At 72.1% G+C, this 23,422-nt stretch carries 21 protein-coding genes, 1 tRNA gene, 1 other RNA gene and 1 riboswitch; of the genes, 11 read left to right on the top strand and 12 right to left on the bottom strand.

The annotated features are described in order from the left end of the window. Nucleotides 1–151: 151 nt before the first annotated feature. The 4 genes from ACIP63_RS34035 to ffs form a co-directional block, all read right to left on the bottom strand. Entirely contained in the window at nt 152–1,867 is a 1,716-nt protein-coding gene (locus ACIP63_RS34035) for a hypothetical protein (protein WP_401523651.1), read from the bottom strand. A 299-nt stretch (nt 1,868–2,166) separates the two neighbouring features. Further along, nucleotides 2,167–3,420, bottom strand: a complete 1,254-nt coding sequence (gene purD, locus ACIP63_RS34030; protein WP_401523649.1) for a phosphoribosylamine--glycine ligase — start codon at nt 3,418–3,420, stop codon at nt 2,167–2,169. A gap of 126 nt (nt 3,421–3,546) precedes the next feature. Then, the gene (locus tag ACIP63_RS34025; protein WP_401523647.1) at nt 3,547–5,877 is read right to left on the bottom strand and encodes a DNA polymerase III subunit gamma and tau; all 2,331 of its coding nucleotides are present in this window, start codon (nt 5,875–5,877) and stop codon (nt 3,547–3,549) included. 79 nt (nt 5,878–5,956) lie between these two features. Further along, nucleotides 5,957–6,053, bottom strand: an RNA gene (gene ffs, locus ACIP63_RS34020) — signal recognition particle sRNA small type. 132 nt (nt 6,054–6,185) lie between these two features. Between ffs and ACIP63_RS34015 the strand changes: the two genes are divergently transcribed. The 7 genes from ACIP63_RS34015 (at nt 6,186) to ACIP63_RS33985 (ending at nt 9,829) form a co-directional block, all read left to right on the top strand. Beyond that, nucleotides 6,186–6,273: transfer RNA gene (locus tag ACIP63_RS34015), tRNA-Ser, on the top strand. 62 nt (nt 6,274–6,335) lie between these two features. Then, a complete protein-coding gene (locus ACIP63_RS34010) occupies nt 6,336–6,647 on the top strand; it encodes a WYL domain-containing protein (RefSeq protein ID WP_401523644.1) in 312 nt (103 codons plus the stop codon). 94 nt (nt 6,648–6,741) lie between these two features. Next, nucleotides 6,742–7,647 (top strand): phosphorothioated DNA-binding restriction endonuclease, encoded by a 906-nt coding sequence (locus tag ACIP63_RS34005; protein ID WP_401523641.1) that lies wholly within the window; start codon nt 6,742–6,744, stop codon nt 7,645–7,647. Nucleotides 7,648–7,714: 67 nt separating this feature from the next. Then, complete coding sequence (locus ACIP63_RS34000) at nt 7,715–7,993, top strand: CopG family transcriptional regulator (protein ID WP_173314244.1); 279 nt, start codon at nt 7,715–7,717, stop codon at nt 7,991–7,993. Continuing rightward, the gene (locus ACIP63_RS33995) at nt 7,990–8,415 is read left to right on the top strand and encodes a type II toxin-antitoxin system VapC family toxin (RefSeq protein WP_401523636.1); all 426 of its coding nucleotides are present in this window, start codon (nt 7,990–7,992) and stop codon (nt 8,413–8,415) included. The genes ACIP63_RS34000 and ACIP63_RS33995 overlap by 4 nt, the downstream gene beginning before the upstream one ends. Nucleotides 8,416–9,194: 779 nt before the next feature. Then, nucleotides 9,195–9,410, top strand: coding sequence for a type II toxin-antitoxin system VapB family antitoxin (locus ACIP63_RS33990; RefSeq protein ID WP_401523633.1), 216 nt, complete (start codon nt 9,195–9,197; stop codon nt 9,408–9,410). Next, nucleotides 9,407–9,829, top strand: coding sequence for a PIN domain nuclease (locus tag ACIP63_RS33985; protein WP_401523630.1), 423 nt, complete (start codon nt 9,407–9,409; stop codon nt 9,827–9,829). Before ACIP63_RS33990 ends, ACIP63_RS33985 begins: the two co-directional genes overlap by 4 nt. Nucleotides 9,830–9,846: 17 nt before the next feature. On the opposite strand, the gene ACIP63_RS33980 is transcribed toward ACIP63_RS33985, so the two are convergent. Both ACIP63_RS33980 and uppS read right to left on the bottom strand, forming a co-directional pair. Continuing rightward, nucleotides 9,847–11,286: an oxygenase MpaB family protein gene (locus tag ACIP63_RS33980; RefSeq protein ID WP_401523786.1), complete on the bottom strand. Its 1,440-nt coding sequence runs from the start codon at nt 11,284–11,286 to the stop codon at nt 9,847–9,849. A 77-nt stretch (nt 11,287–11,363) separates the two neighbouring features. After that, nucleotides 11,364–12,077, bottom strand: coding sequence for a polyprenyl diphosphate synthase (uppS, locus tag ACIP63_RS33975; protein WP_401523627.1), 714 nt, complete (start codon nt 12,075–12,077; stop codon nt 11,364–11,366). 540 nt (nt 12,078–12,617) lie between these two features. On the opposite strand from uppS, the gene ACIP63_RS33970 reads away from it, so the two are divergent. Then, the gene (locus tag ACIP63_RS33970; RefSeq protein WP_401523624.1) at nt 12,618–13,262 is read left to right on the top strand and encodes a dihydrofolate reductase family protein; all 645 of its coding nucleotides are present in this window, start codon (nt 12,618–12,620) and stop codon (nt 13,260–13,262) included. Between the two features lie 21 nt (nt 13,263–13,283). Here ACIP63_RS33970 and ACIP63_RS33965 read toward each other — a convergent pair whose 3' ends face one another. From ACIP63_RS33965 to ACIP63_RS33950, 4 genes are all read right to left on the bottom strand, one after another. Beyond that, complete coding sequence (locus ACIP63_RS33965) at nt 13,284–13,694, bottom strand: VOC family protein (RefSeq protein WP_401523621.1); 411 nt, start codon at nt 13,692–13,694, stop codon at nt 13,284–13,286. 5 nt (nt 13,695–13,699) lie between these two features. Further along, nucleotides 13,700–14,149, bottom strand: coding sequence for a helix-turn-helix transcriptional regulator (locus ACIP63_RS33960; protein WP_401523618.1), 450 nt, complete (start codon nt 14,147–14,149; stop codon nt 13,700–13,702). An 82-nt stretch (nt 14,150–14,231) separates the two neighbouring features. Then, on the bottom strand, nt 14,232–14,846 hold the full coding sequence (locus ACIP63_RS33955) for a glyoxalase (protein WP_401523615.1): 615 nt from the start codon (nt 14,844–14,846) through the stop codon (nt 14,232–14,234). Between the two features lie 145 nt (nt 14,847–14,991). Further along, nucleotides 14,992–15,909 (bottom strand): SDR family oxidoreductase, encoded by a 918-nt coding sequence (locus tag ACIP63_RS33950; protein WP_401523612.1) that lies wholly within the window; start codon nt 15,907–15,909, stop codon nt 14,992–14,994. An 86-nt stretch (nt 15,910–15,995) separates the two neighbouring features. On the opposite strand from ACIP63_RS33950, the gene ACIP63_RS33945 reads away from it, so the two are divergent. Next, entirely contained in the window at nt 15,996–16,568 is a 573-nt protein-coding gene (locus ACIP63_RS33945; protein WP_401523610.1) for a TetR/AcrR family transcriptional regulator, read from the top strand. Nucleotides 16,569–16,624: 56 nt separating this feature from the next. Then, complete coding sequence (locus tag ACIP63_RS33940) at nt 16,625–17,326, top strand: hypothetical protein (protein ID WP_401523607.1); 702 nt, start codon at nt 16,625–16,627, stop codon at nt 17,324–17,326. A gap of 12 nt (nt 17,327–17,338) precedes the next feature. On the opposite strand, the gene ACIP63_RS33935 is transcribed toward ACIP63_RS33940, so the two are convergent. Continuing rightward, complete coding sequence (locus tag ACIP63_RS33935) at nt 17,339–18,091, bottom strand: IclR family transcriptional regulator (RefSeq protein ID WP_401523604.1); 753 nt, start codon at nt 18,089–18,091, stop codon at nt 17,339–17,341. Nucleotides 18,092–18,174: 83 nt separating this feature from the next. Then, nucleotides 18,175–21,774, bottom strand: a complete 3,600-nt coding sequence (cobN, locus tag ACIP63_RS33930) for a cobaltochelatase subunit CobN (protein ID WP_401523602.1) — start codon at nt 21,772–21,774, stop codon at nt 18,175–18,177. A 92-nt stretch (nt 21,775–21,866) separates the two neighbouring features. After that, nucleotides 21,867–21,942: riboswitch (cobalamin riboswitch) on the bottom strand. Between the two features lie 160 nt (nt 21,943–22,102). On the opposite strand from cobN, the gene cobG reads away from it, so the two are divergent. Then, nucleotides 22,103–23,407: a precorrin-3B synthase gene (gene cobG, locus ACIP63_RS33925; RefSeq protein WP_401523599.1), complete on the top strand. Its 1,305-nt coding sequence runs from the start codon at nt 22,103–22,105 to the stop codon at nt 23,405–23,407. Nucleotides 23,408–23,422 lie beyond the last annotated feature (15 nt).

The raw sequence follows: 23,422 nt of genomic DNA, 5'->3' as shown, positions 1-23,422 counted from the left end.
CACATTACGCACGCACTCCGTTACCGTTCGTCGCGAATTGACGTGAGCGGAGCCCGATCTTCCGGGTATCGGGGGGATACTTCAGGCATTTCGCCACCTAAGTGGACGGACGACCGTGCAACTCGGGCGGCCGTCGACACAGGCGCACCTCTCAGCCCAGGCGTACGGGTTTGTCGGTGCGCACCCCTACCGCCGTGAGCCAGGAGAGCAGCGGCTCCGCGTCCCCGTCCTCGACGAGGCTGGAGACGGGGGCGCCGAGGTCCGACCTGCGGCCGCCGTCGACCAGCAGCGCGGGGCCGTCGAGCCAGTCGAGTCCGGGCGCGGCCCCCGCCGTGTCCACGGCGGCGCAGCAGACCATCGCCACGACGTGGTCGGCGAGCAGCTCCGTGCCCGTACGGGGCGGCTGGAGGGGGAAGAGCGGGAGCGGGACGGGCCCCCAGAGGTCGAGGGGGCCGGTGTCCGCCGCGGCCTGCGTGCCGCCGGCCGGGGAGCCGCTCCCGTCGGTCCTGGGCCGCGGGGCCGCCTTCTCCTCGTCGCGGGCGACCGCGGCACCGATCCCGGCCGCGAGAGCCTCGCTGTCCGCGCCCGGTGTGGCGAGGTGGTCGATCACACGCGCCAGTGTGGGCACCGCCGAGCCGTGGGCCGCCGTGTCCGGGGCCCCCACGGAGACGCTGGTGGCCACTCCCATGGCGTCGAGCACCCGGTGCAGGCGGGCGGCCTCCGTACGCCATTTCCGGTCCACCACCTCTTCCGGATACTGCTGCCAGTCGACCGGGGACCAGCCCGGCCCGGGCTCGGCCGGCCCTCCGTGGAAGAGCCGGGCGGCCAGCAGGGAGGCCGCCTCGTCGGCCGCACCGGGCTCCTCGATGAGATCGCAGGCGGGGCGCTCCCCCAGCCGGGAGGTGAAGTCCTCCGCCAGCCGGTCGCGCCGGGAGAGCTCCGTGAGCGCGGAGACGACACCGGCGTCGAGCCGGGAGGGCCAGCGCCCCATCCGCCAGGCGGGCAGCGCGACACGGGTCAGCAGCCGGTCCCAGCCCGCGTAGGCCAGGCCCACCTGCTCCTGGGCGACGATCCGCAGCCCGTAGTCCACCTCCTGGGCGCGGCCCGACGCGGCGGCGGCGACGCAACGCTCCATCTCCGCCGCATGACCCCGACAGCCACGCAGCAGCACCTTGGCGACCCATCCCACGAAGGCCGCGGGAATCCTGCGTACGCGCCCCTGACCGGGCACGGTGGCGTCCGCGACCGCGGCGTCCAGGCCGCGGACGAAACGGCGGGCGGCGGCTATGTCGGGGTGGGCGGACGGCCCGGTGCCCGCGACGACCGGGGCGAGAACCGCCCGGAGCTCGGCCACCCTCATCCACCACAGGAAGGGGGAGCCGATCACCAGCACGGGCGCCGCCGGGACCCGGCGGCCACGCCGGGACCCCGCCGGCCCCTTCGGCTGTGCGGCGGGGTGCGTACGGTCCTCCAGCCAGCTGTCGCAGTCGGGGGTCAGCGCTATGGCCGACGGAGCCGGGACGTCGAGCCGGTCGGCGAGGTCCCTGACCAGCCGGTAGAGATCGGGGGCCGCCGCCTCGGTGAGAGGCACGGTCGGACTGACGGCGGGCCTGGCGCGCGCCACCGCCACGGCGACCGCCGCGGCGACCAGCAGGACCACGACGGCGCAGGCCGCCACCGCCCAGCTGACCGTGGACCACACGCCCGGGCCGATGCGTCCCTGGGCGACCGCGACGAGCAGCACGACGGCCGCGGCCGCGGGCAGGATCGCCAGGGCCGTGGCTCTGCTCCGGATGCGCAGCAGGGCCATTGCCCTGGCCCGCGCTGCGTGCGCACCCAGCTCCTCAACCGAACCGGTACCGGACACGGCTGGACGTCACCCCCTCTGCCCCCGCGACGGTGTTGGTCACTCCCCCACTGTGGCACCCGTCACTGACATCGCAATGCCGGTGGGCCAAGTGCCGGAACGCTTGCGCCGCACCCTAGTTGGGGCCTCGGCGGGCGTCATCCGGATGGCCGAGCCGTCACCCGATGGAATGGCTTTGGGTAAAGCTGCTGACGTGCCGGTGCCCAGGCGTTCGGTGATACGGCGGCCCCGTCAGGACGCCCCTGACACGCCTGTGCCCGGCGCCTCCGTGAAGGGCCGGGCACAGGGTCGGACGGTCCTCAGGCCTCTTCGGCGGCCTTACGGGCGATGTCCGTGCGGTGCTGGGAGCCGTCGAGCCGGATCCGGCCCACGGCGGCGTAGGCACGCTCCCGTGCCTGCGTGAGGTCCTTGCCGGTCGCCGTCACGGACAGCACGCGCCCTCCGGCGCTGACCACCGCGTCGCCCTCCTGCCGGGTGCCGGCGTGCAGGACGAACGCGTGCGGCGCATCCTGCGCCACCACATCGGCGAGGCCCTCGATCGGGTCACCCGTGCGGGGCGTGCCCGGGTAGTTGTGCGAGGCGATGACCACGGTGACGGCGGCGTCGTCGTGCCACTTCAGCGCGGGCACGACGTCCAGGGTGCCGTTGGCCGAACCGAGCAGGAGCCCCGCGAGCGGCGTCTTCAGGCGGGCGAGGACCACCTGGGTCTCCGGGTCGCCGAAGCGGGCGTTGAACTCGATGACCCGCACGCCGCGCGAGGTGATCGCGAGGCCGGCGTACAGCAGCCCGGAGAAGGGCGTACCGCGGCGGCGGAGCTCGTCGACCGTGGGCTGGAGGACGGTCCGCATGACCTCGTCGACCAGCTTCGGGTCGGCCCACGGGAGCGGGGAGTACGCGCCCATGCCACCGGTGTTCGGGCCCTCGTCACCGTCCAGGGCGCGCTTGAAGTCCTGGGCCGGCTGGAGCGGCAGCACCGTGGTGCCGTCGGTGATCGCGAAGAGGCTGACCTCGGGGCCGTCGAGGAACTCCTCGATGACCACGCGGTCGCAGGCCAGGGCGTGGGCCCGCGCGGCTTCGACGTCGTCCGTGACGACGACGCCCTTGCCGGCCGCGAGACCGTCGTCCTTCACGACGTACGGGGCGCCGAAGGCGTCCAGGGCCTCGTCGATCTCGGCGGGGGTGGTGCAGACGTAGCTGCGGGCGGTCGGGACGTTGGCCCCGGCCATGACGTCCTTGGCGAACGCCTTGGAGCCCTCCAGCCGGGCGGCTTCGCCCGAGGGGCCGAAGCAGGGGATGCCGGCCGCGCGCACGGCGTCGGCGACACCGGCGACAAGCGGTGCCTCCGGGCCGACGACCACCAGCTCGGCGCCCAGCTCGGTGGCGAGGCGCGCGACGGCGTCGCCGTCGAGTGCGTCGACCGGGTGCAGTTCGGCCACCTCTGCGATTCCGGCGTTGCCGGGGGCGCAGTACAGAGCGGTGACATCGGGGTCGAGGGAGAGAGAGCGGCACAGGGCGTGTTCGCGGGCGCCGCCGCCGATGACGAGGACCTTCACGGGGTGCAGCCTAGCCGCCGGGGACCGGGCGGCTCGACGGGCTCCGCTCCGTGGACGGACCGGAGGCCGGTACGTGGGGTGCGGGCTGTGGGGCGCGTGCCCGTGGGGCGCGTGCCGTGGGGCGCGCTACTCGTTGGTGAACTCCTCGACGACCGTGGCGCCCAGTTCGCGGACGATCAGGTCGTGCCCGGAGAGCGCGGAGTCGACCAGGTCGGGGTCGTCCGCCTCGGCGGTGTCGTCCTCCGGCGCGACCGACCGCGGCGGCTCGGGAGCCCCACGGTCGTACGACGACTGCTCGGGGCGCGCGTGCTGCTGCGCCGGGGGCTGCTGGGCGGGCGGCGGCGCCTGCTGGACGGGTGCGGCCGGCCGGGATTCGTACGACGGTGCCGACGGCCCGGGCGGGGGCTGATACGGGGCGGCCGGGGGCCTGCCGCCGCCACCGCCGCCACCGCTCTGCGCGGGCTGGCCGCCGCCGCCCGACGGGTCGACGACCGCGTCGACCTTCCACTTGGCGTTGAACTGCTCGGCCAGAGCCTGCTTGAGCACCTCTTCGCTGCCGCTGCTCGAGAAGGTGTCGCGGGCACCGGCGTTGAGGAAGCCGATCTGCAGGGTGGCGCCGTCGAAGCCGGTGACCTGGGCGTTCTGGCTGAGCAGGATCCAGGTGAAACGGCGGCGGTTCTTCACGGCCTCCAGGATGTCCGGCCACATGGTGCGCACCTGGGCGGCGCCCTGCGCCATGTCCTGACCACCGCCGGGCGCGGGCGCCGGGGCGGCCGGGGCCTGGGGCGGGGCGGCGGGCGCCTGGGCGGGTGCCGGGGCCTGCGGTACGCCGCTTCCGGGCGCGGAGGCGGTCGGCCAGCCGCCGGGCCGGCGCGCCGCTTCGGCACCGCCGCCGCTGCCGGCTCCTGCCGCCGCGGGCCAGGCGCCGGGGCGCTGGCCGGCGGGCGCGGGAGCTGGGGCCTGCTGAGCCGGGGCCTGGTGGGCCGCAGTCTGGTGGACCGGAGCCTGGTGGACCGGAGCCTGGTGGACCGGAGCCTGGTGGACCGGAGCCTGGTGGACCGGAGCCTGGTGGACCGGAGGCGCTTCCTGCGGTGCCACTGGAGGAGCGGCGGCTTCGACGGCCGCGGGTGCGGGAGCGGCCCGGGGGGCGTCGGCGGGGACAACGCCCGGCGCCTCGCCCCGGGCGGCCGCACGGGCCGCGGCGGGGCCTCCTCCCGAGGGCATACCGACACCGGCCCCATGGGCCTCGGGCCCGGGCACGTACCCCATGGCGGGGCCCGGCCCGGCCGCGGCGAAGGACGCGCCGCGCTCCAGCTTGTCCAGCCGCGCCTGGAACGAACGCTCGTCGTCGAAGGCGGCGGGCAGCAGCACCCGGGCACAGATCAGCTCCACCTGGAGCCGGGGCGAGGTCGCCCCGCGCATCTCGGTGAGCCCTTCGTTGACCAGGTCGGCGGCGCGGCTCAGCTCCGCGGCGCCGAAGACGGACGCCTGGGCCTGCATCCGCTCCACCACATCGGCGGGGGCGTCGATGAGCCCCTTCTCCCCGGCGTCCGGCACGGCGGCCAGGATCACCAGGTCACGCAGCCGCTCCAGCAGGTCCGCGACGAAGCGCCGGGGGTCGTTGCCGCCCTCGATCACCTGGTCCACGACCTCGAAGGCCGCCGCCCCGTCGCCCGCCGCGAAGGCGTCCACGATCGAGTCCAGCAGGGACCCGTCCGTGTAGCCGAGGAGCGAGGTCGCCATGGCGTATGTCACACCGTCGTCGGCGGCGGAGGCCAGCAGCTGGTCCATGACGGACATCGAGTCACGCACGGATCCCGCGCCGGCCCGCACCACGAGCGGCAGCACACCGTCCTCGACGGAACTGTTCTCCTTGGCACACACCTCCGCGAGATATCCGCGCAGCGTCCCGGGCGGCACGAGCCGGAAGGGGTAGTGGTGCGTACGCGACCGGATCGTGCCGATGACCTTCTCGGGCTCGGTGGTCGCGAAGATGAACTTGAGGTGCTCCGGCGGCTCCTCGACCACCTTCAGCAGGGCGTTGAACCCGGCCGGGGTGACCATGTGCGCCTCGTCGATGATGTAGATCTTGTACCGACTCGACGCGGGCCCGAAGAACGCCTTCTCCCGCAGGTCACGGGCGTCGTCCACGCCACCGTGCGATGCGGCGTCGATCTCGATGACGTCGATCGAACCCGGCCCGTTGCGCGCGAGGTCCCGGCAGGACTGGCACTCCCCGCAGGGAGTCGGCGTAGGCCCCTGCTCGCAGTTCAGACAGCGGGCCAGGATGCGCGCACTGGTCGTCTTTCCACAGCCACGCGGCCCGCTGAACAGATACGCGTGATTGACCCGGTTGTTCCTCAGGGCCTGCTGCAACGGGTCAGTGACATGCTCCTGACCGATGACCTCGGCGAAGGACTCGGGGCGATAGCGGCGGTACAGCGCAAGGGACGACACACATACGAGGTTATCGGGGCGGACCGACAACCGGCCCCGCCCCGGACCGGGCGCCCGGCGGGACACCACACCCCGGACACGCAAGGGCCCCCCACGCACCCGCCAGAGCCGACCTACCCTTGCTGCCTTCCGGCCCTGGGGGAGTTCAGTCAGATAGCGCCACGTGAGGGGCTGACGCCCACCTTAACCGATCCCGACCCCCTGCCGTCCACCCGCTCCCCGGCCCCACCCCTCCCGACGGCCGGTCCGGAACGATCTCCGGGGAACGTGTTCGCGAGCACCCTCCAACGTCTTGTATTGTTTGCGGCGGAGGATTCGCCTAGTGGCCTAGGGCGCACGCTTGGAAAGCGTGTTGGGGGCAACCCCTCACGAGTTCGAATCTCGTATCCTCCGCCATTGCTCTCACCGGGCAATACGTCGAAGGCCCCCGCAGCTTGCTGCGGGGGCCTTCGACGTTGATGGTCTTCTCAGTTCTGGTCTCGCCTTGCCGTCGCCGGGGCGAGTCACAGGACATCGCCTTCACTCAGAAGCGGGTTTCTGCCGACTCAGGACGCAAGCGTCCCCCGCGATCCACCATTCTGGGTCTCGCCCATGCCATCGACGCCGGCACAGCCATCACGGTCGAGTACGTCGCCGCCTCAAACAACCGAACCGTACGTACCCTCAGCGAGCTCGTGCTCGACCCGCCCTACCTGTATGCGTGGTGCCACCTGCGCGACGACGAACGGGTCTTCACCCTCTCCCGCATCCACGGCGTCATGCCCGGGTAGCCGGGATCCGCGTCGTGGCTCGGTGTTCGGCCGGCCACTGCGGCGATGCCCCACGACCAAGCGCTGCGACGAGCCGCCACTACGATCGCCGACCATGGACTGGGTCGAGCGCACCGCACAGTTGAGGCAGTGGACGAGGAGCGGGACGCGGGCTCCGCACAAGCCGTTGCTGTTCCTGTACGCGCTCAGCCGGTTCCAGCAGGACGCCGATGACGAGCTGCGGTACAGCGCCGTGGAGGAGGACCTGCGGGGACTGCTCGCCGAATACGGTCCTGGTAACCGGACGACGCCCGCCTATCCCTTCCATCACATGGTGAGTGACGGCGTGTGGGAGGTGCGCACCGAGCGCGGGCCGGGCAGCCCCGGGACCGGGGTCAGGGAACTGCGCGCAACCGGCGCCGCTGGGCGGCTGACGCCGGAGCTAAGGGCGGCGCTGCGGCGGGAGCCGTCTCTTCTCGGCCGGATGACACGGGTGCTGCTCGATCTGAACTTCCCGCCCTCCCTCCACGGCGAGCTGTGCGAAGCCGTCGGCCTGGAGCTGGAGGAGGCCGAGACCGCACTGCTCTCGGCCGCGCGCAGGCAGCGGGACCGGCGGATGCGGGAGATGGTCCTGACGGCGTACGAGTACCAGTGCGCCTTCTGCGGGTACGACGGCAGGATCGGCGCGGTGCCGGTCGGGCTTGAGGCCGCCCATGTGCGCTGGTGGGCGTTCGACGGACCGGACGACGTCGAGAACGGGCTGTGCCTGTGCTCGCTGCACCACAAGCTGTTCGACAAAGGCGTACTCGGTCTCGGCGAAGGCCATGGCAAGGGCCACCGCATCCTGGTCTCGCAGAGCTTCGTCGGCCACAGCACCGCCGCCCGCGAGCACGTCATCGCGCTCGCCGGCCGTTCGCTCATCGGCCCCCAGCCGGGCGTCCGCCCTATCGCCGCCACCCACCGTTCCTGGCACGCCAGCCAGGTCTTCTACGGCAGCCCACGTCCCGCCACGACCGCCTGACCGCCGACCTGGCGGTCACGAGAATTGCACTGGTAAGGAGCGCGATACCAAGAGTATGGTCGCTTATATGGCGACGAAGAAGGTAACGGTGACGATTCCCGAGGATCTCTTGGACGAGATCCGTGCGGAGGCGGCAGAACGGGGAATGTCGGCGTACGTCGCCGAGGCGCTGCGCTTCAAGCGCGACCGGGACCGACTGCGGGAGCTGTCGGACTGGCTGCAGGAGGAACACGGTCCTCTCACCGAGGAAGAGCGCACCACAGCGTTCGAGGAGTTGGAGGGCCTCGACGCCGAGCATGAGCGCCGGCGCGCCACCGGAACGCACGGCGCCGGAGAAGCCGCGTGAGGAAGCGGTCCGGCGAACCCGGGCAGCGGCCGCTACGCGTCTTCGTACTCGACTGCGAAGCCCTGTCCCTGGCCGTACGCGGCGACCGGAAGATGATCGCGTGGCTCGACCTCGCAGCCCGGGGTGAAGCCGAGGTGGTCACGTCTCCGATGACGCTGGTCGAGGCGTACGACGGCAGAACCACGGAGCAGCGCTGGGACTGGGTACTCTCCCGGCTCGAAGTCGCTGACATCGGGAAGGACGAGGCCCGCCAGGCCCGCCGCCTGCTGGCGGATGCCAATCTGCACGGCCACAAGTACGCGATCGACGCGATGCTCGCCGTCATCGCGCGCCAGCAGAAGGGGCAGGTCACCGTCTTCACCTCGGATGTGGACGACCTGGAGAGGTTGGTTCCGGAGTCGATCGTCGTCAAGAAGGTATGACCGGCCTCCGGCCTCAGTTCTGTATTGCCATCAAGGCCCGCGAAGGCGCGGTAGCGCGCTGGGCACGAGGGGGCAGGCGACGCACGCGCGGACAGTCTCCTCCGGGCGGGCCGAGGCCCGGTGGTGCATGGCCCACAGCCGGGCCTGAGTGGTACAGCGGATCGCAGCAGGTGTCCGACGGCCCATCCGTGGTCTCAGTTCTGGTCTCGTTCGCCTACGTACGGGGCCGTCCAACAGCCCATCCGTGTTGGGGGCAACCCCTCACGAGTTCGAATCTCGCATCCTCCGCCATTGCTCTCACCGGGCAATACGTTGAAGGGCCCCACCGCTTGCGGTGGAGCCCTTCGACGTTCCGGTCTCAACGAGACTCTTCGGAGCCCTTCGGTCCGCTCGCCTCGGTCTCCTGAGCCACTTCCACGCGGTCCACCGCACTGCGTCGTCGAGGATGCCGACCGCCCCGTGTCGGTACCGGGCCACTGACGGGCCGCCCCCTGGCGTCACGCGGACAGGACGTCGTCCTGCGCGACTTCTCCTTGCCCTCAGCCAGAAGCGCGCGCACCTCGCCCCACACGCGGAGTACGTCCCCGACTCCGGCGAGCAGCAGTCGACCCTGAGCCAGTAGGCATTTGGCGACCATCAAGGCAGCCATCGACCAGGAAACTGCAGCGAGCCATCACACGTCTCCCAACCGACGTGTGTCGGCGCCATCAGGCAGGGAGGCGCCTTGATACATCAAGAGATATACTTGCGGTACCAGCTGATATATCCGGAGGTGCCTCATGAGTCGCACAGTGATCGACCTCGACGACGAGCTGCTGGCCGACGTGGCTCAGGCGCTGGGGACCGGCACCAAGAAGGAGACGGTCAACACTGCCCTGCGCGAGGTGCTCGACAACCGTCGACGGGCTCTCGCTCTGACTCGGCTGCGGGCTGCAGCGGGCGAGGGCGCGTTCGATCTGGAGGTCTTCGAGGACAAGAGGGACTACCGGCGGTGAGCGCGGCACAGTTCCTGATCGACACCAGCGCGCTCGCCCGATTCTTCCGCGACGACGCCGAACAGTACGGATGGGATCAGGCCGCCACGGCAGGGCTCATCGCGACCTGCCCCGTCACCGAGCTGGAGTTCTTCTACAGCGCCCGCTCCGCCGCAGACCGTGCGCGCGGCATCGAGGACATGCGGCTGCTGTTCGGCTGGGTGCCCGTCGATGACCGCGCGTACGACCGCGCCTGGCAGGTTCAGGAGCTGCTGACCCAACGCGGTCAGCACCGCAGCGCGGGAACTGTTGACCTCGTCGTCGCCGCCACCGCGGAACTCCAGGGACTCACCCTCCTGCACCGCGACCACGACTTCGAATGTATCGCCGCAATCACCGGTCAAGCCATGCAGTGGTACGGCCCCGCGCCCGGAAAATGACCGGTCGGCGTACACCACTACGCGTCGGAGAGCAGCGGATCGTACGGGGTCGAGCGTTGGCGGCCCGACATGAAGGACAGGAAGTCCCGCACGAACGCGCTTCGGGAGTATCGCCCGTCGGCATCCACGACGGTTCGCCCGAAGCCCCTCCTGAAGAGGGCCCGGTACTCCTCGGCGTCGACGAACTGATCGCCGTCCGCGTCCGTGACGTCGAAGAGGACCTCGGCGACCCTGATCAGTGCCGGTCCTGCCAGGGACGGGACCGCGGCGACGTACTCCTCCTCGCTCACCCGTCCGTCCCCGTCGCTGTCCAGGGCCGACTGGAGCTCCCTCCACCACGCGGCGAACGCGTCGTACAGGCGGGTCTCCTCCGGCTCGTCCAGGTCGAGACGGGAGCAGAGCTCCCTGGCCATGGCGGCGAGATCGGGCCAGTCCAGCATGCCGTCCCCGGTCTGGTCCAGAACCTCGGTGAAGAATGCGCGGGCCCCCCGCTGGTTGTCCTCCCCGCCCGGGTCTTCCGGGGCACCCGGTTGTGCCGGAACCGGTGTGATCAGCCGGAACAGCGCGCCGGCCCGTTTCGTCCGGGCGCGCAGAGTGGTGAGCGTCTCGGCCCAGGGGCCTTCGCTGTCCGGTGACAGGTTGAGCAGGCCGACGACGTTCTCCGTCTGGACCCAGTTGTCGGGCAGGGCGCGGGCCAGGCGGGCGGCCATGTAGGCGCTCTGCATGAGGGTCTGCGCGCCCGGGATCTCCGGCAGGCCCGCCCGACGGCGGAAGACCTCGGGAAGGGACGCCACGGTGATGGTGCCGATGACCGGTCCCGCCAGCGCACGGCCGGTCGCCCAGAGTGTGGGCAGCCCCGCGAACAGCGGCGGGGCCGGCAGATGCTCGAAGAGCCTGTAGAGGATGGTGCGCAGTGCCTCCGTGTTCTGCAGTTCCTCCGCGACCATGCGGTCGTAGTACTGCCAGAACTCGGGCAAGGTGGGCGGGAGATGGCCCGCCTGGTCCCCCAAGGCGGCCAGGAAGGCCTGGAATTCGGCGTAGAGCCGTTCCATGGTGATCTGGTCCAGTGGCTGTCCGCTCAGCCGGCACATGGTGACGGAGCTCTCGAAGAGCGTCGCGACCACCCACGCCCGCACCTCGGGGTCCATCGCGTCGTAGGGCTGGTTCCTGGCGTCCGTGCCGCTCAGGCGTGCGTGCATGCGGTTGAGCCGTGCCGCCTCCCTCTGCCTGGTGTGTTCGTCGGCTCCGAACATGCGCTGCAGGCTCACGAGGGTGTTGCGCAGCCGTCGCCACGGGTGCACCACGAAGGAGGAGTTGTCGGCCAGTGCCGCGCCGATCTGCGGGTGGGCGGCTTCGAGCACCGTGGCTCTGACGACGGCCAGTGCCCAGCGGGGATCGTTGAAGAAGCGGTGGAACTGCGCCCCCGGGCCGAACAAGGATTCGGCCGGTGCTTCTATGGCCTCCCGGCCGGGGCCTTCGTACGGGTCCCCGGCACCGGGCCCGGTCCGCGTGAAGCGGCTGCTGTCCGTGTCCTTCACCTTTGAGGTCCTCCATTCGCTTGCGGTGCCACGCCGCCGAAGCGGCGGTCGCGGCGCCGGTATTCGTGCAGGCACTCCAGAAGGTGCGGCGCACGGAAGTCGGGCCAGAGCACCGGAGGGAAGATCCACTCGGCGTAGGCCACCTGCCAGAGCATGAAGTTGGAGATGCGCTGTTCTCCGGAGGTACGGATGACGAGGTCCACGTCAGGCGTGTCGGGCACCGGCAGATGCGCCGCGAAGCGGGCCTGGTCGACGGCGTCGGCCGGCACCCCGGCGCGGATGAGTGACCGCGCCGCGGCGACGATGTCCTGGCGCCCGCCGTGGTCGAACGCCACGGTCAGCGTCATGCCCCGGTTGCCCTCGGTGAGGGTCATCAGGTCGGCGAAGTCCTGGGCCAGAGGGGCGGGGATCCTCGGATCCTCAGCCCCCAGCAGCCGGCAACGGATGCCACGCGCGTGCAGCAGCAGCGCGTGTTTGCGCACCACGCGGCGTACCAGACGCATCAGGAAGTCGATCTCCTCGCCCGGGCGTTGCCAGTTCTCGGTGGAGAAGGCGTACAGGCTGAGCCATTCGACCCCGGCCGACCGCGCCGCCTCGATGACGTCGATCACCGTCGCCTCGGCCGCCCTGTGCCCGGACGTGCGCGGCAGGGAACGTTGCTGCGCCCACCGGCCGTTCCCGTCCATCACGCACGCGACGTGGCGGGGCACCGGGCGCTGCCGTTCCTCACCGGGCGAGCCCCATGGCTGTGCCGGAACCGCCGGCACGGCGGGGGCCTCGGGCCGCACGCCGACACGGTCGGGCGACCCGCCCGTGGCATGAGCTCGACCGGCCGGTCCTGCTGTACTTGACGTCACTGACGCGCCCCCTTCGACTCGCGACCGCCGGGCTTCGCCGGGACGGTGACGCCGTTTCGGAGGGCGGGGGCAGCCGGCCACCGGCCTGCGCGTCCCCCGACTGCTCCTCACTCAGCAGAGTGCCGGTGCCCGGCCTTCGGCGCACCGCGATGCCCGCATATTCACCCGTAGCACGTCAGTCGGAGGGCCTCGGGCGCCCTGTACGTGGCGCCCGGGGGCCCCAGAGGGTCCGGGGGCCCACACCGCTCCTGCGGGAACCGTTGGCGTCGCCGCGTCCGTGGCCCTGGGTCTGCGACAGTGACGACAGCTCCCACGCACGGTGGTGGAACGTCAGCCGATGAGTTCTCCCGGTGCGTGCGGTCTCATTACTGACATCCGACTCAGGAGGATCACGTGGGACAGTTGCTGAGGGTCCAGAACTTCACCGTCTCGAGCGACGGATTCGGTGCCGGTGAGCACCAGAGCCTCGAGAAGCCGTTCGGTGACGCGGATCCCGGGGCCCTGATGTCCTGGGCCGGCGCCACGGCGGGCTGGCCCAATCGCACCGACCCCGGGGGGACGAGGGGCCTCGACGACTACTTCACCCGGGACTTCGCGAACAACATCGGCGCCGAGATCATGGGCCGCAACAAGTTCGGGCCTCAGCGCGGGCCCTGGGAGAACGAGGAGTGGCGTGGCTGGTGGGGTGACGAGCCCCCCTTCCACACCCCGGTGTTCGTCATGACCCACCACAAGCGGCCCTCGTTCACCCTCTCCGACACCACGTTCCACTTCGTCGACGGCGACCCCGCCCACGTCCTCGAACAGGCACGGGAGGCCGCGCGGGGCCAGGACGTCCGGCTCGGCGGCGGGGTCACCACCGTCAGGCAGTTCCTCGACGCCGGCCTCGTCGACACCTTGCACGTGGTGGTCGCCCCGGTGAAGATCGGTGCCGGGGAACGGCTCTGGGAGTCACCCGACGAGCTGGTCGACCGGTACCACCTCGAGGTCGTCCCCAGCCCGAGCGGTGTGACGCACCACCTGTTCTGGCGAAGGTGACATGAGGCGGGCAGCCGGGGCTCAGCGCACTTCCTGGATGCGGATCTGGTTGCCCGCCGGGTCGCGGAAGGCGCAGTCGCGGACGCCGTACGGCTGCTCGGTCGGCTCCTGGATGACCTCGGCGTCGCCGGCCTGCAGCTTCTCGAAGGTGGCGTCGAGGTCCTCGGTGGCCAGGAGGATCCAGCCGTAGGTGCCCTTGGCCATCATCTCGACGACGGTGCGTCGCTCGTCCTCGGTGATGCCGGGGTCGGCGGCCGGCGGTGCCAGCAGGATGGACGTGTCGGGCCGGCCGGCGGGGCCGACCGTGATCCAGCGCATCGTGCCGGTTCCGACGTCGCTGCGCACCTCGAAACCGAGGGTGTCGCGGTAGAAGGCCAGGGCTGTGTCCGGGTCGTCGTGCGGGAGGACGCTCGTACGGATGTTGATGTCCATGGCGGTCACGCTAGCGGGGGTTCGGGGGCCCGGGCTTCTCGATTCCTGATCGGTCTGGTCACCTGTTTCGCCACGCACGGCGGTACTCCCGCGGCGTGGCTCTCCGCCTGGCGCCGGTAGGCGCTGGGCGGCATGCCGACCAGCTCCGTGAAGCGTGTGCTGAAGGTGCCCAGCGACGAACAGCCGACCTCGAAGCAGACCTCGGTGACGCTGAGGTCGCCACGCCGCAGCAGCGCCATCGCCCGCTCGATACGCCGCGTCATCAGATAGCCGTACGGTGATTCGCCGTACGCCCGCCGGAACTGACGGCTGAGGTGCCCGGCCGACATGTTCACGCCCCGGGCGAGCGCCTCGACGTCCAGCGGCTGCGCGTACTCCCGGTCCATCCGGTCGCGGACCCGGCGCAGCAGTGCCAGGTCACGCAGGTACTGCGCCTCGGAGGGTCTGTTCGTCACCTGCGCGATCGTGCCACGCCCGGCCGGAGCCGCGCATGCGTTCAGCGCGACGGGCGGGCACGGTCCCGGGATCGTGCGCGGCTCAGTGGGACTCCTTCTCCCACTCGAAACCGTCCGGGTCGGTGAAGGGGCCGATGTCGCTGCCGAGGGCGATCCGGTGCGATCCGGTGCCGTCCGGCGGGACGCCGGCGTCCTTGGCCAGGGCCCCGCGCCCGTAGAGCGCCAGCGTGACCGGGCTCGTGGGGGTGTCGAACTCGACGTACTTACGGCCGAAGCTCTTCCCCACGGTGAGGCCTTGGCCGACGTAGAACCGCTTGCTCGCGAGCACGTCCTCGGCTCCCAGCAGCAGCACGAAGCGGTCGATCTGCCGGGTGGCCGGGCCCTTGTCCTTCTTCGCGGAGGTGGCGATCTTCCAGAGCGTCCCGTCGGGGGCCCGTACGACACCGCCGTAACCCCAGAGCGACTTCGTGGCCGGCTTCACCGCCGAGGCACCGGCGTCGAGTGCGGAGCCGACCAGGCTGTCGACGGTGGACGGCTGGGAGACCGTGAGCGACAGCGTGAAGCCGCGGAAGCCGGTCGTCGGCGCCTCGGAAGCCCGTAGGCGCAGCTCAGGGCCCAGACCGAAGGCGGCGGAGTAGAAGGTTTCGGCGGCGGTGGGGTTGGCCACCTCAAGGGTGACGGATGCGATGGAAGCCATGGAACGAAGCTATGGCGACTCCGCGCCGCGCGCTTCTCGATTCCTGACCGGTCCCGGTCCGGGGCTGCCCGGTGGAAGTCCTGTGCTGTCCGGGGCCCGGGGCCGGTGCCCCCCCGTCTCCGGCCATGTGGTGCTGCCCCCCCGGTCAGGCGACGCCGGGAGCGTCGAAGTAGTGGCCCTTCTCCAGGTCTTCCAGAAGACCGGGGCGGGTCGGCCGCCAGTCCAGCAGTTCGCCGGTGAGCGCGTGCGACGCCGGGGCGTCGAGACCGAGGAAGTCGGCCAGCCAGGAGAAGTGGGCCGCCGCTCCCTCCGGGGCGACGGACACCACCGGCACGCCGAGCCGGCGGCCGATCACCTCGGCGATGTCCCGGACAGCGATGCCCTCCTCCGCGACCGCGTGCAGCACGGATCCGGCGGGGGCCTTCTCCACTGCCAGCCGGAACAGCCGCGCCGCGTCGAGGCGGTGGACGACCGGCCAGCGGTTGGCGCCGTCGCCGATGTAACCGGAGGCGCCCTTGGTGCGGGCGATGCCGACGAGGGTGGTGACGAAGCCGTTGTCGCCCTCGCCGTGGCAGGTGGAGAGCCGCACCACCGACGAGCGGATGCCGCGCGAGGCGAGTTCGAGCGTCGCCAGGGACGTGGCCGCCCTGACCGAGGACGGCGAGCCGTCGATCGCGGGCATGTCCCGCTCGGTCGCCACCCGGCCGGCGGCGAGACCGGCGGCGCCGGAGGCGATGACGAAGGGGCGGCCGGTACCCGCCAGCGCGTCGCCGAAGGCCTCGACGGCGCGGCGGTCGGCCTCGGCGGCTCCCCGGAAGTCACCGCCGAAGGCGATGTCGTGCTTGAAGGCGAGGTGGATCACCCCGTCCGACGCGGCGGCCGCGTCCCGCAGGACGTCGAGGTCGTCGACGGTGCCCCGCACCACCTCGGCACCGGCGGTGGTGAGCGCGGCGGCCGAGGTGTCGGAGCGGGCCAGCCCGACCACCTGATGCCCGGCGTCGAGGAGTTCGGGAACGACGGCGGAGCCGATCCAGCCGGACGCACCGGTCACGAAGACACGCATGGGACACTCCAGGGACTATCGATGTCAGTTGCTGACATCAAAGGTAGCAGCAGATGTCGGTCACTGTCATCACGTAGGATCGCTCCATGGGTAGATGGGAGCCGAACGCGCGCGGGCGCCTGGCGGAAGCGGCGTTGGAGCTCTACAGCGAGCGGGGCTTCGAGCAGACCACGGTGGCGGAGATCGCCAGACGGGCCGGTCTCACGGAGCGGACCTACTTCAGGCACTACGCCGACAAGCGCGAGGTGCTGTTCGGCGGTTCCGAGCTGCGCGACCTGCTGGTCGAGGCGGTCGCCGGTGTTCCGGAGTCCACGGCGCCGATCGACGTGCTGGTGGCGGTCCTCGACACGATCTCGGAGATGTTCGACGACCGCCGCGAGCACGCGCGTAAGCGGCAGGCCGTGATCGCGGCGAACGCGGAACTCCAGGAGCGCGAGCTGATCAAGCTCGCCTCGCTGTCGGCGGCGCTCGCCGAGACCCTGCGCGGGCGCGGCGTCCCGGAGCCCGCCGCGAGCCTGACCGCCGAGACGGGGATCGCCGTGTTCAAGGTCGGTTTCGAGCGGTGGATCGCGGCGTCCGAGGACCGCGCCATGGCGCCGGTGATGCGAGAGCTGCTGGACGAGCTCAAGGCCGTCGCAGCGGGCGGACACGGCTCGTAGGAGCACGTCGAGGGGCACGGCCGGAACCGGGAGGGCCACGGTCGGCGTCGGCGTAGATGTGTCTCGCACGTCACCGGGAGACACAGGACCTGCGGGTACGGAGGCGGATCATCGTGGTCGACGGGGCGCGTCGCAGTCGGTATCTCGGCCGGGTAGCTGTCGGTGCCTCGGTGTTCGTCTGCGGCGTCGCGGTGCCGGGGTTCGTGGACCGGGGCGTCGGTGGGTGGATCGTGGGCGGGCTCGGGGCGGCCCTCGGAGCGGCCCTTCTCATCAGCGGAATCGGCGGCCTGGTGTCACGGTGCGCGCGCACGTCCCCCGAGATGCCCTCTGCGGGGCACGGCCCCACGCCCCCGCCACCCCGTGAGCACCCGGCGGCACCGGTGCCCCGGCCTCGCGCGCAGGGACCGGTCACCGTCCGCAACAGCAAGAACGACACCGAGTTCCGTCTGCACCGGTCAGGGCTCGTCGTTCTGATCGCCTGGGCCCGCGTCGGCGGCGGCTCGCGCTGGAAGCCCCACCTGGACCTGCCGTGGGAGGACATCGCCGACCTGGCGTTCGACCACGGCAGCCACGATTCCGTGGTGTCGCTGTACGCGGTGCCCGTGGGCGGCGGCCCGCGGCAGCACATCGTGGACGCCCGCTCGTTCACACAGGGGCAGTGGCACGACGTCGCCCTGGCCGTCGAGGGCCTCAGCGGTGGCCGCCTTGTTCTGGACCTCGGACGCCGCGACCGCCTCGGCAGCCCGCGGGACACCTGAACCTGATCTCCCTCAGGTGCCGAGGGAGATGTCCCTGCTCACCCGGTCCGCCGACGCCAGCAGGCTCTGGCGGACCTGACTGGTGCGGTACATCCGGTCCGCGCGGAAGGAGACACCGAGCGACCCGACCGTCCCGTCGCCGCTGTGCACCGGCACCGCGATGCACACCGTGCCGAGGTTGTACTCCTCCCGGTCCATCACCGCCGGTACGGAGCGCGACGACTCGAGCTGCCGGATCAGCTCCTCCCGGTGCGTGATCGTGCGGGGAGTGAGGTCGGCGAGCGTGTGCCGCGTGAGGTATTCGACCCGGGCCTCGGCGTCCAGCTCACGCAGGACGCACTTGCCGAGCGCCGTGGCGTGCCCGGCGTCCTGGAAACCCACCCAGAGGTCGACCTTGGGCGTCTGCGGGCTGTCGACGATCTCGGCGATCGTGATCTCGCCCTCCTCGTAGAAGGTGAGGTAGGCGGCGGCCGACAGGTCGTCCCGCAGTGAGGCGAGGGCCGGGCGGACCAGGCCCGCCACGTCGCGCGCGAAGTGGTCGCCGTGCGGCAGGTCGCCCAGGACGAAGGAGCCGTCGTCGAGCCGGCGGAGGTAGCCGTCCCGCGTGAGGTCCCGCAGCAGCCCCAGCGCGGTGTCCAGGGGCAGCCGCGCCTGCCGCGCCAGCTCGTTCGCGGGCGCGCCCCCGTCGTGCGCCGCCACGGCTTCCATCAAGCGGAACGCGAGCTGGACAGAAGGGATCGGCGTGTGGCCCGCTCGGTCACCCATCCCACAAGCTTGGACCCGCGGGCGGGAGGCAGCAAGGCAGGACGCGGCTCACCGGCCGGTGAGCCCACCGGCCGGTGGGACGCTCAGTCCTCGCCCTCCAGGTCGCCCTCGGTCTCCAGGAACACCTGGCGCAGCGCTTCGAGGACCGCCGGGTCGGGCTTCGCCCACATCCCGCGGGACTCCGCCTCCAGAAGGCGCTCCGCGATCCCGTGAAGGGCCCAGGGGTTGGCCTGCTGGAGGAACTCGCGGTTCGTCGGGTCCAGGACGTACGTCTCGGTGAGCTTGTCGTACATCCAGTCCGCGACCACGCCCGTCGTCGCGTCGTACCCGAAGAGGTAGTCGACCGTCGCGGCGAGCTCGAAGGCGCCCTTGTAGCCGTGGCGGCGCATCGCCTCGATCCACTTCGGGTTGACCACCCGGGCGCGGAACACCCGGGACGTCTCCTCGACCAGGGTGCGGGTGCGGACCGTCTCGGGGCGGGTCGAGTCGCCGATGTACGCCTCGGGGGCGGTGCCCTTCAGCGCGCGTACGGTCGCGACCATGCCGCCGTGGTACTGGAAGTAGTCGTCCGAGTCCGCGATGTCGTGCTCACGGGTGTCGGTGTTCTTCGCCGCCACCGCGATCCGCTTGTACGCGGTCTCCATCTCGTCCCGGGCCGGGCGTCCATCCAGCTCACGGCCGTAGGCGTAGCCGCCCCACACCGTGTAGACCTCGGCGAGGTCGGCGTCCGTACGCCAGTCGCGGGAGTCGATGAGCTGGAGCAGCCCGGCGCCGTACGTCCCCGGCCGGGAGCCGAAGATGCGGGTGGTGGCGCGCCGCTCGTCGCCGTGTTCGGCCAGGTCGGCCTGGGTGTGGGCGCGTACGAAGTTCTGCTCTGCGGGCTCGTCGAGGGAGGCCGCCAGGCGGACGGCGTCGTCGAGCAGGCCGATGGTGTGCGGGAACGCGTCGCGGAAGAAGCCGGAGATGCGCAGCGTGACGTCGACGCGCGGGCGGCCGAGCTCCTCGTACGGGATCGCCTCCAGGCCGGTGACGCGGCGCGAGGCGTCGTCCCAGACGGGGCGTACGCCGAGCAGGGCGAACGCCTCCGCGATGTCGTCCCCGGCGGTGCGCATGGCGCTGGTGCCCCACAGGGAGAGGCCGACGGAGGTGGGCCAGTCGCCGTTGTCCGCGCGGTAGCGCTCCAGGAGCGAGTCGGCGAGGGCCTGACCGGTCTCCCAGGCGAGGCGGGAGGGGACGGCCTTCGGGTCGACGGAGTAGAAGTTGCGGCCCGTCGGCAGGACGTTGACCAGGCCCCGGAGGGGGGAGCCCGACGGCCCTGCGGGGACGAAGCCGCCGTTCAGCGCGTGGACCGCGTGGTCGAGTTCGTCGGTCGTCGCCGCGAGGCGGGGCACGACCTCGCGGGCCGCGAAGTCGAGGATGTCGGCGACGGCCTGCGGGTGTCCCGCCGCCACACCGGCGACGGCCGCCGGGTCCCAGTCCGCGTCGTCCATCGCCTGTACGAGTGCGCGGGCCTGCTCCTCGGTCGCGTCGGCGGCGGTGCGGGTGGCCGCCGACTCGTCCAGGCCGAGCGCCTCGCGCAGCCCGATCAGCGACGTCGTACCGCCCCAGATCTGGCGGGCGCGCAGGACGGCGAGGACCAGGTTGACGCGGTCCTTGCCGGCCGGGGCGGCGCCCAGGACGTGCAGGCCGTCGCGGATCTGGACGTCCTTGATCTCACAGAGCCAGCCGTCGAGATGCATGATGAACTCGTCGAAGCCCTCGTCCTCCGGCCGGTCCTCCAGGCCCAGGTCGTGGTCGAGCTTCGCGGCCTGGATGAGGGTCCAGATCTGGGCACGGACGGCCGGCAGCTTGGCCGGGTCCATCGCGGCGATCTGGGCGTGCTCGTCCAGGAGCTGTTCGAGGCGGGCGATGTCGCCGTAGCTGTCGGCGCGGGCCATCGGCGGCACGAGGTGGTCGACGAGGGTGGCGTGCACGCGTCGCTTGGCCTGGGTGCCCTCGCCGGGGTCGTTGACCAGGAACGGGTAGACCAGCGGGAGATCGCCCAGCGCGGCGTCGGGGCCGCAGGCGGCGGAGAGGCCGGCGTTCTTGCCGGGCAGCCACTCCAGGTTGCCGTGCTTGCCGAGGTGGATCATCGCGTCGGCGCCGAAGCCGTTGTCGTCGGCGGACGCGGCGATCCAGCGGTACGCGGCCAGGTAGTGGTGCGAGGGCGGCAGATCGGGGTCGTGGTAGATCGCGATCGGGTTCTCGCCGAAGCCGCGCGGCGGCTGGATGAGGATCAGCAGATTGCCGCGGCGCAGGGCGGCGAGCACGATGTCGCCCTCGGGGTTGCGGGACCGGTCGAGGAACATCTCGCCGGGCGCCGGGCCCCAGTGCTCCTCCACCGCCTCGCGGAGTTCGGCGGGCAGCGTGGCGAACCAGCGGCGGTAGTCGGCGGCGGGGATCCGGACCGGGTTGCGGGCCAGCTGCTCCTCGGTGAGCCACTCCTGGTCGTGGCCGCCGGCCTCGATGAGCGCGTAGATCAGCTCGTCGCCGTCGCCGGAGACCAGGCCCGGGATGTCCTCCTCGGGGCCGAAGTCGTAGCCCTCGGCGCGCAGTCGGCGCAGCAGCGCCACGGCGCTCGCGGGGGTGTCGAGGCCGACGGCGTTACCGATGCGGGAGTGCTTCGTCGGGTACGCGGACAGGACGAGCGCGATCCGCTTCTCGGCGGCGGGGATGTGGCGGAGCCGGGCGTGGCGTACGGCGATCCCGGCGACGCGGGCGGCCCGCTCGGGGTCGGCGACGTAGGCGGGCAGCCCGTCCTCGTCGATCTCCTTGAAGGAGAACGGCACGGTGATCAGGCGGCCGTCGAACTCGGGGACGGCGATCTGGGTCGCCGCGTCCAGCGGGGAGACGCCCTCGTCGTTCTCCTCCCAGGCGGCACGCGGGCTGGTGAGGCAGAGCGCCTGGAGGACGGGTACGTCGAGGCCGGTGAGGGCGCCCGCGTCCCAGGACTCGTCGTCGCCGCCCGCCGAAGCGGTGGCCGGCTTGGTGCCGCCCGCCGCGAGGACCGTGGTCACGATGGCGTCGGCGGCGCGGAGTTCGTCGATGAGTTCGGGCTCCGGCGTGCGCAGCGAGGCGACGTACAGCGGAAGGGGGCGGGCGCCGGCGTCCTCCACGGCGGTGCAGAGCGCCTCGATGAACGCGGTGTTCCCGCTCATGTGGTGGGCGCGGTAGTAGAGCACCGCGACGGTCGGTCCTGTGACGTCCCGGGCGGTCCGCTCCAGCGGGCCCCACGCGGGGGCCGGGGCGGGCGGCTCGAAGCCGTGGCCGGTGAGCAGCACGGTGTCGGAGAGGAAGCGGGCCAGCTGCTCCAGGTTGGCGGGGCCGCCGTGCGCGAGGTAGGCGTGTGCCTCGGCGGCGATGCCGATCGGCACGGTGGAGGCGGCCATCAGCTGGGCGTCGGGGGCCTGTTCACCGGTCAGCACGACGACGGGCCGGCCGGTGGCGAGCACCTGGTCGAGCCCGTCCTGCCAGGCGCGTACGCCGCCGAGGAGGCGTACGACGACGAGGTCGGTGCCCTCCAGCAGCTGCGGGAGGTCGTCGAGGGGGAGCCGGGAAGGGTTGGCGTAGCGGTAGCTGACCGGGCCCTGCGAGGCGCGGGCGCTCAGCAGATCGGTGTCGGACGTCGACAGGAGCAGGATCATGCGGCGTCAGCCCTTCCTCGGGGTGTCCACGCCCCGGGCAGTGTCGGATTGGGGTCTCCCCTGCTCGAGCGAAGCCGAGAGCTTGGGGAATGGAGTTCCTGACTCGCACGGCCGAGTGGGCCGGGCTCACAGTGGCGGGACCGCGCCGGATTCTCACCGGGCTTCCTCCGTGTCGCCGTCTGGCGATGGCGGGCCGAACGGACCGCCGCTAGGCATAGTAGGCGGCGGGTGGGGGGTCCTGACCAGACGGCCCCCGCCCTCACCGGGACGGTGACGGGTGTCCCGTAGGTCACAGTGACCGTAGGGGTGCGTCACGGTCACGGTCGGTATGCTCGCCGCCATGTCCGCCTCCCCCCTGACGTCCCGGTCTCCGGGCGACGCGTGTGCCCGGAGCAGCGGCGACGCCTGCCCCGGCGCGCTGCGTCTGCACCGGGCGGACGACGGCGCGCTGGCGCGGATCCGGATACCCGGCGGGGTGCTGACACCCCGCCAGGCGGAGGCGCTGGGGCAGGCCGCCGGGAGCTTCGGCGACGGTGAGCTGCATCTCACCTCACGCGGAAACGTCCAGCTGCGCGGGCTCGCCCCGGACTGCGGCGCCGAGCTGGCCGGTCTGCTGGCCACGGCCGGACTGCTGCCCTCCGAACGCCATGAGCGTGTACGCAACGTGGTCGCCTCCCCGCTCTCCGGGCTCGACGGCCTCGGGTCCGTCGACGTACGCCCTTGGCTGACCGAACTGGACCGCCTTCTGTGCGGCAGCGACAACGCGACGGCGCTTTCCGGACGTTTCCTGTTCGCGCTCGACGACGGCCGCGGCGATGTGGACGCGCTCGGCGCCGACCTGACCCTGCGGGGCCACGACGACGGCAGCGCGCTCCTGCGCATCGGCGACGGTGACGCCGTCCTCCGCGTCCCCTCCGCCGACGGCCCCCCGGCGGCGCTGACCGCGGCCGAGGCCTTCCTCGACTCCGCCCGTGACAGCGGCGCCTGGCGGGTCAAGGACCTGCCGGACGCCACGGCCGCCGCTCTGCCCGCCGAGGTCGTACGACGGCTCGGGCGGGACGGCATCGACGTCACCCCGGGGACGGTCCTCCCCCGCCCCCTCGAAGCCCTGCCCCCGGCCCCGGGCCCCGTTCCGGGCGACCGCGCCGGGGCCGCGTTCTCCGTCGGCGTACCGCTGGGGCGGCTGGACCTGGACCGGTGGCGGCTGCTGTCGAGCGCCGGGGAACTGCGCCTCACGCCGTGGCGAGGGGTCGTCGTCACCGGCATCGGGCCCGGCCGCGCCGCCGGCCTGCCGGCCGCCCTCTCCGGGGCCGGTCTGATCACCGGGCCCGGCTCCCCCTGGGCCGGTGTCGGGGCCTGTATCGGGCGGCCCGGCTGCGCGAAGTCGCTGGCCGACGTACGGGCCGACGCGGGGGCCGCCGTCGGGCCGGCCGGACGGCTCCCTGTGTACTGGTCCGGGTGCGAACGCCGCTGCGGCCATCCGCGGGGGGAGTGGATCGACGTGGTCGCCACCCCCGGCGGACACCGGATCTCCCATGTGCGGGAGGGCCGGGCCACCGAGGCGGCGACGGTCCGGGACGACCCGGCCGCGCTCGCCGACGCCGTGGCGGCGGCCCGGGGCACGCACACCTGACCACGACGTACCACC

This window comes from Streptomyces sp. NPDC088746 (assembly GCF_044751065.1).
GTDB lineage: Bacteria > Actinomycetota > Actinomycetes > Streptomycetales > Streptomycetaceae > Streptomyces.
This window is presented reverse-complemented; position numbering and strand designations above follow the sequence as displayed.